8 protein-coding genes are annotated in these 7,491 nt (G+C 70.8%); 5 read left to right on the top strand and 3 right to left on the bottom strand.

Going from position 1 to position 7,491, the window contains the following annotated elements; all coding sequences use genetic code 11:
- Positions 1-248: 248 nt before the first annotated feature.
- Positions 249-344, bottom strand: coding sequence for a hypothetical protein (locus KBI5_RS28645; RefSeq protein WP_023840601.1), 96 nt, complete (start codon positions 342-344; stop codon positions 249-251).
- Positions 345-699: 355 nt separating this feature from the next.
- On the opposite strand from KBI5_RS28645, the gene KBI5_RS07115 reads away from it, so the two are divergent.
- Positions 700-1,128: a Fur family transcriptional regulator gene (locus KBI5_RS07115; protein ID WP_011434537.1), complete on the top strand. Its 429-nt coding sequence runs from the start codon at positions 700-702 to the stop codon at positions 1,126-1,128.
- Positions 1,129-1,205: 77 nt separating this feature from the next.
- On the opposite strand, the gene KBI5_RS07110 is transcribed toward KBI5_RS07115, so the two are convergent.
- Positions 1,206-2,048 carry a CapA family protein gene (locus KBI5_RS07110; protein ID WP_241882719.1) on the bottom strand — a complete coding sequence of 281 codons (843 nt, stop codon included), beginning with the start codon at positions 2,046-2,048 and terminating at the stop codon, positions 1,206-1,208.
- Here KBI5_RS07110 and KBI5_RS27690 point away from each other — a divergent pair.
- Entirely contained in the window at positions 2,047-2,220 is a 174-nt protein-coding gene (locus KBI5_RS27690) for a hypothetical protein (RefSeq protein ID WP_241882718.1), read from the top strand. The two genes, KBI5_RS07110 and KBI5_RS27690, sit on opposite strands and share 2 nt — an antisense overlap.
- Positions 2,221-2,532: 312 nt before the next feature.
- Here the strand turns inward: KBI5_RS27690 and KBI5_RS07105 are convergent, their stop codons facing one another.
- Positions 2,533-3,444: an LLM class F420-dependent oxidoreductase gene (locus KBI5_RS07105; RefSeq protein WP_011434535.1), complete on the bottom strand. Its 912-nt coding sequence runs from the start codon at positions 3,442-3,444 to the stop codon at positions 2,533-2,535.
- Between the two features lie 105 nt (positions 3,445-3,549).
- On the opposite strand from KBI5_RS07105, the gene pdhA reads away from it, so the two are divergent.
- The 3 genes from pdhA to KBI5_RS07090 are packed head-to-tail and all read left to right on the top strand — an operon-like array spanning position 3,550 to position 7,365.
- Positions 3,550-4,770 carry a pyruvate dehydrogenase (acetyl-transferring) E1 component subunit alpha gene (gene pdhA, locus KBI5_RS07100; RefSeq protein WP_235187070.1) on the top strand — a complete coding sequence of 407 codons (1,221 nt, stop codon included), beginning with the start codon at positions 3,550-3,552 and terminating at the stop codon, positions 4,768-4,770.
- Entirely contained in the window at positions 4,767-5,828 is a 1,062-nt protein-coding gene (locus KBI5_RS07095; protein ID WP_011434533.1) for an alpha-ketoacid dehydrogenase subunit beta, read from the top strand. The genes pdhA and KBI5_RS07095 overlap by 4 nt, the downstream gene beginning before the upstream one ends.
- 52 nt (positions 5,829-5,880) lie before the next feature.
- Positions 5,881-7,365, top strand: coding sequence for a dihydrolipoamide acetyltransferase family protein (locus KBI5_RS07090; RefSeq protein WP_085014722.1), 1,485 nt, complete (start codon positions 5,881-5,883; stop codon positions 7,363-7,365).
- Positions 7,366-7,491: the final 126 nt, after the last annotated feature.

Raw genomic sequence — 7,491 nt, 5'->3', positions numbered from 1 at the left:
GGCAGCCCGGACGCCGGATCCGCACCGCCCGCCAGGGTCGCCGCTCCCCCGCCGATCACCAACACGATCGCGCCGAGGATGGCGAGCCGACTACCGAGGGGGTTCTGGAGCGGATCCGGTTCCCGCAACCACCCAGGTCGGCCGCTACGCCCCGCCATGCATCCCTCCGTMCTGGATCTACTCTGGGCGAAGGTTATGCCTCGGAGTGTTGCAGATCATCGGTGGGTGCGACCGTCAGCGTGCGGCCGTCAGCAGTTGGCGAGTTCGGGTTTCTGGTTGAGCACCTGCGCTCCGATCGAGACGAAACGCCGGTACTGCTCGCCACCGGCGGAGTCGTGCCACACCCAGCGCCTCCGAGATGAAAACCATTTTCAATAATGACAAACGGACGCGTGCCCATTCCCATCGACAGGCACGCCCAGCGCGACGAGGAGATGAGAAAGTGAGAACGTGGCCCGTACACCCCAAGAAGCTCATGGGTCCGAGCCGACCCCACGGCTGGCGCGCACCCCGGGCGGGACGGACGGCACAGTCGGGATGAGAGGCACGGACGGTAAGGGCGCCTCCGGCAACAGACTGAACCGACCAGACAGCCTGAACGGCGGCGAAGGGAGCAACGTGAGCACCGCGGGGAACGACACCAGGTCGGCCGGCGCGGGCCGGCCGGCCCGCGACCCCTGCAACCATCGGGATGAGACGGTGGAGCGCCGTCCGGCGCCGAGCCGGGGGACGGCCGTGCGTGCCACCCGGCAGGGCGACGCCGTCTCCGCCGCGCTTGCCGAGACCGACGCCTTTACCAGCGCCCAGGATCTGCACGCCCGGCTACGGGCGCAGGGCGCCGCGGTCGGGCTCACGACAGTGTACCGCCATCTGCAGGTGCTGGCCGACCGCGGCGAGGTCGACATGATCCGCCGGGACGAYGGTGAGACGGTCTACCGGCGCTGTGCCTCCGACGACCATCACCATCACCTTGTCTGCCGCTCCTGCGGCCGGACGGTGGAGATCGCCGGACCGGAGATCGAGGCGTGGACCGCCAAGGTCGCCAACGCCGAGGGATTCGTCGACGTCGTGCACACCGTGGAGATCTACGGCACCTGCACCATCTGCGCGGCCCGACCAGCCACCTGAGCGAGGTTCCCGGCGGAGCACAGTGCGCGCGGCGGAGCACAGTGCGCGCGGCGGAGCACAGTGCGCGCAGCCGTCGGTCAGGGTGCCGTCGCCGAGAGGCCGGTGCAGGCGCGCAGAGCGTTCCAACTCGCCAGGGCCCGGGCTCCCGCGGCACCGGTCACCGGCTGGGGGATGCCCCCCACGATCCGGGCGGGTAGCCAGGCGGCGGCCGTGACCGCCCGGCCGGCGACGGTCAGTTCCAGCACCCCGGACTCGGTGTTCCGGCCGGCGCCGGAGGAATAGAACACGAAGTTCCCCAACCCGTAGCCGACGTACACTCCATCGGAGTTCCATCCAGCGCCCAACAGAACGTGGGCGTGGCTCCCGATGACGACGTCCGCGCCCGCGGCCGCCAGCCGGGGGAGCAGGGCGCGCTGTGCCTCGTTGGGGCACTGCTGCTGCTCGGTCCCCCAGTGCAGGAAGACGATGACCGTGTCCGCCGCGGCCCGCACGGCCCRCACGGCTCGCACCAGCCGATCGACCTCCTTGGCCGATGCCAGGCCGGGCTTGTGCGGACCCGCCGTCCAGGCCGCGATCAACTCGTCGTCGAGCACCTGGGTGGCCCCGAGGACGGCGATACGCTGCCCCTTGACCGTCGTCGTGTACGGGGCGTACGCGGCGGTGTCGTCCACGCCGATGCCGACGAGCGGGAAGTGCGCCTCCCGAGCGTAACGCAGCGAATCCTGCAGGCCTTCGATGCCGTAGTCCATGCCGTGGTTGTTGGCCATCGTGACAACGTCGATGCCGGCCGCCCGTACCGCGGTGAACGCGGTGGGCGAAGCCCGGAACACATACGCCTTCTGGGCCGCGGTGCCACGGTCCGTCACCGCCGTCTCCAGGTTCGCGATCGCAAGATCGGCCGCGCTCAGGGCCGCCGACATGGGTCCCGATCGCCGTCCGCGGATCGGCGGCGAGCCGCTGACCGGGAGCACCCGCGAAGTGGATGTCGCCGCCGAAGGCGATGGTGACCGGCTGCCCCGTCGGCCGCCGCGGGCCGTCACCGACGGGGGCGGCTCCCCCGGCTCCCCCGGCTCCCCCGGTGGCCGCGGCTGAGGCGGAGGGACCGGTGGTGACGGGGGCACCATCGGCATGAGTCGTCGGCGTCGGCCTCGGATGGTCCTCGCCGTAGGGCACGGCGCAGGCCACGAACATGAATCCGACGATGACGGCGACGCCACCGGCGACGGCCGTGCGCCCGCGTCTGCACCGAACACGCCGAACACGCCGAACACGCCGGCTGACTGCACCCCGCTCCACCCCAGGCTCCCCCTCCGTGACGACCGCGCCACGACGAGCCACTCGCAAACCGGCCGCGTCCCGACCGTTCCCATGATCCCGAACTCGACCGCCGTGGTCCGTCCGAGGTCAGAGTGCCGACAGCACCGGTGCCAGTTCGCGCCACTGCCGACGCGGCAGCCCACGGCGGTCGAAGTCAAGCACCTGCACGGCCACCTGATCGGCCCCGGCGTCGAGATGCTCCTTGATCCGCCCGAGCAGGACGTCCGCGTCCCCCCAGGGGACGATCGTGTCGACCAGGCGGTCCGAGCCCGAGCCGGCGAGATCGTCGTCGTCGAACCCGAAGCGCCGCAGGTTCGTCGTGTAGTTCGGCAGCCGAAGATAGGACCCGGTGTGCCGGCGGGCGAGCTCACGGGCCTGTTCCGGATCGGTGTGCAAGACGAACGCCTGCTCGGGGACGAGCAGCTTGCCGGGCCCAAGGATGTCCCGGGCGGCAGCGGTGTGCTCGGGTGGCACGAAATAGGTGTGGGCGCCGTCGGCCCGGTCCCGGGCGAGGCCGAGCATCTTCGGACCGAGCGCGGCGAGCACCCGTGGCGGGACACCGGGCGGTGGCACGGCCCGGTACTGCTCGACCGCCATCCGGTCCATCTCGTCGAGGTACGCCGCCATCTGGGCGAGTGGGCGCGTGTAGGAGGCGCCCCGGATGTGCATCAGCTCGGCGTGGGACACCCCGAGCCCGAGCAGGAACCGGTCCGGGTACGCCTCGGCGAGGGCCAGCTGACCGGCGGTCATGGTGAGCGGGTTACGGGCGAGGATCTGCGCGATCCCGGTCGCGATCGTCATCCGGGAGGTGGCCGCGAGCGCCAGAGCGGCGGTGACCAGCACCTCGCGCCCCTTGACCTCACCGGTCCACAACGTCGGATAACCGAGATCGTCGAGTTCCGCGACCGCCTCCCGGACGACCGCGGCCGGGGAGAAGTCGAACTGGCCACTCCAGATCCCCACCTTGCCGATCTCACGCCGGGCCGGCGGGCGGCTCATGTGCTGCGCACTCGTCACCGCGCAACCGTACCGAGCAGGAACGATGGTCACTCGTCACGGCGGGACCGCCGGATCCGGTTGCCACTGTCCGTCCAAGGTCTATCGTTGGCAAGTGTGACGGAGCTCATGCAGCTGCTCACCCCGACCGGCCACCGGATCACCACCGCGTCCACGACGACGGCAGCCGGACCCGACGCGCCGGGACCCGATCCCTCCAGAGCCCGCGCCGGCGGGGTGGACGCCGCGGGAGCGGACCCGCCCCGGACAGCCGTCGATCTGGCCGCCCAGATCGCCGACCTGACCGACGACGACCTGTACGGGCTGTATCGGGACATGGTGTTCATCCGCCGGTTCGATGAGGAGGCGACCAGCCTGCAGCGCCAGGGCGAGCTGGGGCTGTGGGCGAGCCTGCGGGGCCAGGAGGCGGCCCAAGTCGGATCCGGCCGGGCGCTGAGGCCCGGCGACATGGTGTTCCCGTCGTACCGGGAACACGGGGTGGCCTGGTGCCGGGGAGTCAGGCCGAGGGAAATCCTGGCGATCTATCGCGGCACGACGCTCGGTGGCTGGGATCCGGGCACCCACGGGTGCGCCCTCTACTCGATCGTCGTGGGCTCGCAGGCACTGCATGCCACCGGCTAYGCGATGGGAATCGCCCGGGACGGCACCAACGACGCGGCCATTGCGTACTTCGGTGACGGGGCGTCAAGCGAGGGCGATGTCAGCGAGGCGTTCGGATGGGCGAGCGTGTTCGCCGCCCCGCTGGTGTTCTTCTGCCAGAACAACCAGTGGGCCATCTCGGCACCTGCCCGGCGCCAGAGCCGGATCGAGATCGTCCACCGGGCCGCGGGCTTCGGTTTCCCGGGCGTGCGGGTGGACGGCAACGACGTGCTGGCGTGTCTCGCGGTGACCCGGTGGGCCCTGGCGACCGCGCGTGCCGGGCGTGGTCCGGTGCTGGTGGAGGCCGTGACCTACCGGATGAATCCACACACCACGGCAGACGATCCCAGCCGCTACCGTCCGAAGGGTGAACTGGACATGTGGCGTCGGCGTGATCCGTTGGACCGGATGCGCGCCTACCTGACGGCGCGGGGCCTGCTCACCGAGGAGAGTCTGCGGCAGCTGGCCATCGAGGCGGACTCCTTCGCGCACGAGCTGCGCGCGCAGTGCGTCGCGCTGCCGGATCCGATCCCGGCCAGCCTGTTCGACCATGTGCAGGTGGCTGAGAATGAACTCGTGACGGCCCAGCGATCGGCGTTGGCGGCCATGTTCGACGTGGAGGGGCCCGGCGTGGAGGACGAGATGGGCGTACCCGAGGGGAACCGGTGACCAGCGGGGCCGTCGTCGCCGGGGAGCAGCGCTCCGACGAGGTCGGTGAGCGGGTTGCCCGCGCCCCGGTCACCATGGCCAAGGCGTTGAACCTCGGGCTGCGTTCGGCGATGGCAGCCGATCCCAAGGTTTTGATCATGGGGGAGGACGTCGGCAAGCTCGGCGGGGTCTTCCGGGTGACCGACGGGCTGCAACAGGAGTTCGGCGAGGCCCGGGTCATCGACACCCCGCTGGCCGAGTCGGCGATCGTCGGCACGGCGATCGGGCTGGCCATGCGCGGTTACCGGCCGGTCTGTGAGATCCAGTTCGACGGGTTCGTCTATCCCGCGTTCGACCAGATCGTCAGCCAGCTCGCGAAGCTGCACTACCGGTCGGCCGGCCGGATCCGGCTGCCGGTGACAATCCGCATCCCCTTCGGCGGCGGGATCGGCGCCGTCGAGCATCACAGTGAGTCGCCGGAAGCGTACTTCTGTCACACCGCCGGCCTGAAGGTTGTCGCCTGCTCGAACCCGGTCGACGCCCATCACATGATCCAGCAGGCCATCCGGTCCGACGATCCGGTGATCTTCCTCGAACCGAAACGGCGGTACTGGGAGAAGGGCGTGGTCGACCCGCGCCCCCTCGCCGAACTGCCCGCGGGCGARCTCACCCAGCTGCACGCCAGCCGGGTCGTGCGCACCGGCACGGACGCGACCCTCGTCGGCTATGGCCCCACCGTACGGACCTGCCTCGACGCCGCCGAGATCAGCGCGGCGGACGACAGCCGGTCGCTGGAGGTCATCGACCTGCGGACGCTCTCACCCCTGGACCTGGAACCCGTGCTCGACTCGGTACGCCGGACCGGCCGGYTGGTCGTGGTCCATGAGGCACCGTCCAACGTCTCGGTGTCGGCCGAGGTCGCCGCGCGGGTGACGGAGCGGGCGTTCTACTCCCTGGAGGCGCCGGTCCTGCGGGTCACCGGCTTCGACACCCCGTATCCCCCGGCCCGCCTCGAAGATCACTACCTCCCCGACGTCGACCGCATCCTCGACGCCGTGGACCGTTCTTTCGCGTACTGAGCGTACTGAGAAGCATGAGGACCGACCAACCGGCTATCTGACTGGGGTTACCGTGACGCAGCGACAGTTCCGGCTCCCTGACCTCGGCGAAGGTCTGACCGAGGCGGACATCGTCCGGTGGCTTGCCCAGGTCGGGGACACCGTCACGGTGAACCAGCCCCTCGTCGAGGTCGAGACCGCGAAGGCGGTCGTCGAGGTCCCCAGCCCGTTCGCCGGGATCCTGGTCGAGACCCACGGCGCCGAGGGAACGACCCTCGCGGTCGGCGCACCCCTGCTGACCATCCAGACCGCCGACACCGACACCTACGTCGACACCGACACCAACGCCGACGGGACGGGTGGGAACGGGACGGGTGCGAACAGCCTGCCGACATCCCGGGACGCTGGCAGCATCGAGCGCACCCCCGTCCTCGTGGGCTATGGACCGAGGACGGCCGAGAGCCGCCGGCGCCGCCCTCGACGACCACCTACGCCAGCCGGTCCGGTCCACACAGCCGGTCCGGTCCACACAGCCGGTCCGGTCCACACAGCCGGTCCGGTCCACACAGCCGGTCCGGTCCACACAGCCGGTCCGGTCCACACAGCCGGTCCGGTGCTCGCCAAACCGCCGGTCCGCAAGCTCGCCCGTGACCTCGGTGTCGACCTCGCATCCCTCGCCGGCACCGGCCCGGACGGCACGATCAGCCGGGCCGACGTCGAGGCCGCGGTGCGTGCCGCCGCCCGTACCGCGCCCCTCGCGGCGCCGCCCACGCGCGATGCCCCGCCGATCGGCGTCATCCCCGCCGGGGCCACCTTCTCCGCCGAGACGCGTACCTGGCACGTGCCTGTCACCGGCATCCGGCGGTCGATGGCGCAGGCGATGGTCGCCAGCGTCTCGGCTGCCCCGCATGTCACCGAGTTCCTCACCGTCGACGCGACGGCGACGATGGCCGCCCGGGACCGGATCGCGGCGCTGCCGGAGTTCACCGGGATCAAGATCACCCCATTGCTGTTCGTCGCCAGAGCCCTGCTCATCGCCGTTCGCCGACATCCGATGATCAACTCATCCTGGGTCGAGGACGCGGGCGGTGGCCGGCCGGAGAACGGTGGCCGGCCGGAGATACATGTGTACGACCGGGTGAACCTCGGCATCGCCGTGGCGGGCCCGCGTGGGCTCGTCGTGCCCACCATCCCGGATGCCGGCAGGCTCGACGTCGTCGGGCTGGCTCACGCCCTGGCCGGCCTCACCACCGCGGCGAGGGCGGACCGGCTCAGCCCCGCGGATCTGCGCGGCGGCACGATCACCATCACCAACGTCGGCGTCCTCGGCGTCGACATCGGCACCCCGATCCTGAACCCGGGCGAAGCGGCGATCCTCGCCCTCGGCTCGATCCGACCGATGCCCTGGGTGCACGAGGGCCAGCTCACCGTGCGTACGGTGGTACAGCTGGCACTCTCGTTCGACCATCGCATCGTCGACGGCGCGCTGGGCTCCGCGGTCCTCGCCGACGTGGGTGCCGTCATCACCGATCCCACGGTGGCACTCGCCTGGTCCTGATCGACTCATCGGATCCACCAGTTGGCCACAAACGGGCACACTGCACGCAAGAGGGGCACACAACGGCCCAGATTCCGCTCCCTGGTACGGTTGCGCCTCTGACCGGCTTCCGGCACAAAGAGGTGG

The organism is Frankia sp. KB5 (genome assembly GCF_002099325.1).
GTDB lineage: Bacteria > Actinomycetota > Actinomycetes > Frankiales > Frankiaceae > Frankia > Frankia casuarinae.
Note: the sequence above shows the minus strand (reverse complement) of the source record. Positions and strands in the feature narration are given on the sequence as shown.

Coding starts and splice junctions, on each gene's coding strand:
- KBI5_RS27690 (WP_241882718.1), top strand. CDS start 2,047: ATGGGTCCCGATCGCCGTCCGCGGATCGGCGGCGAGCCGCTGACCGGG.
- KBI5_RS07105 (WP_011434535.1), bottom strand. CDS start 3,444: ATGAGCCGCCCGCCGGCCCGGCGTGAGATCGGCAAGGTGGGGATCTGG.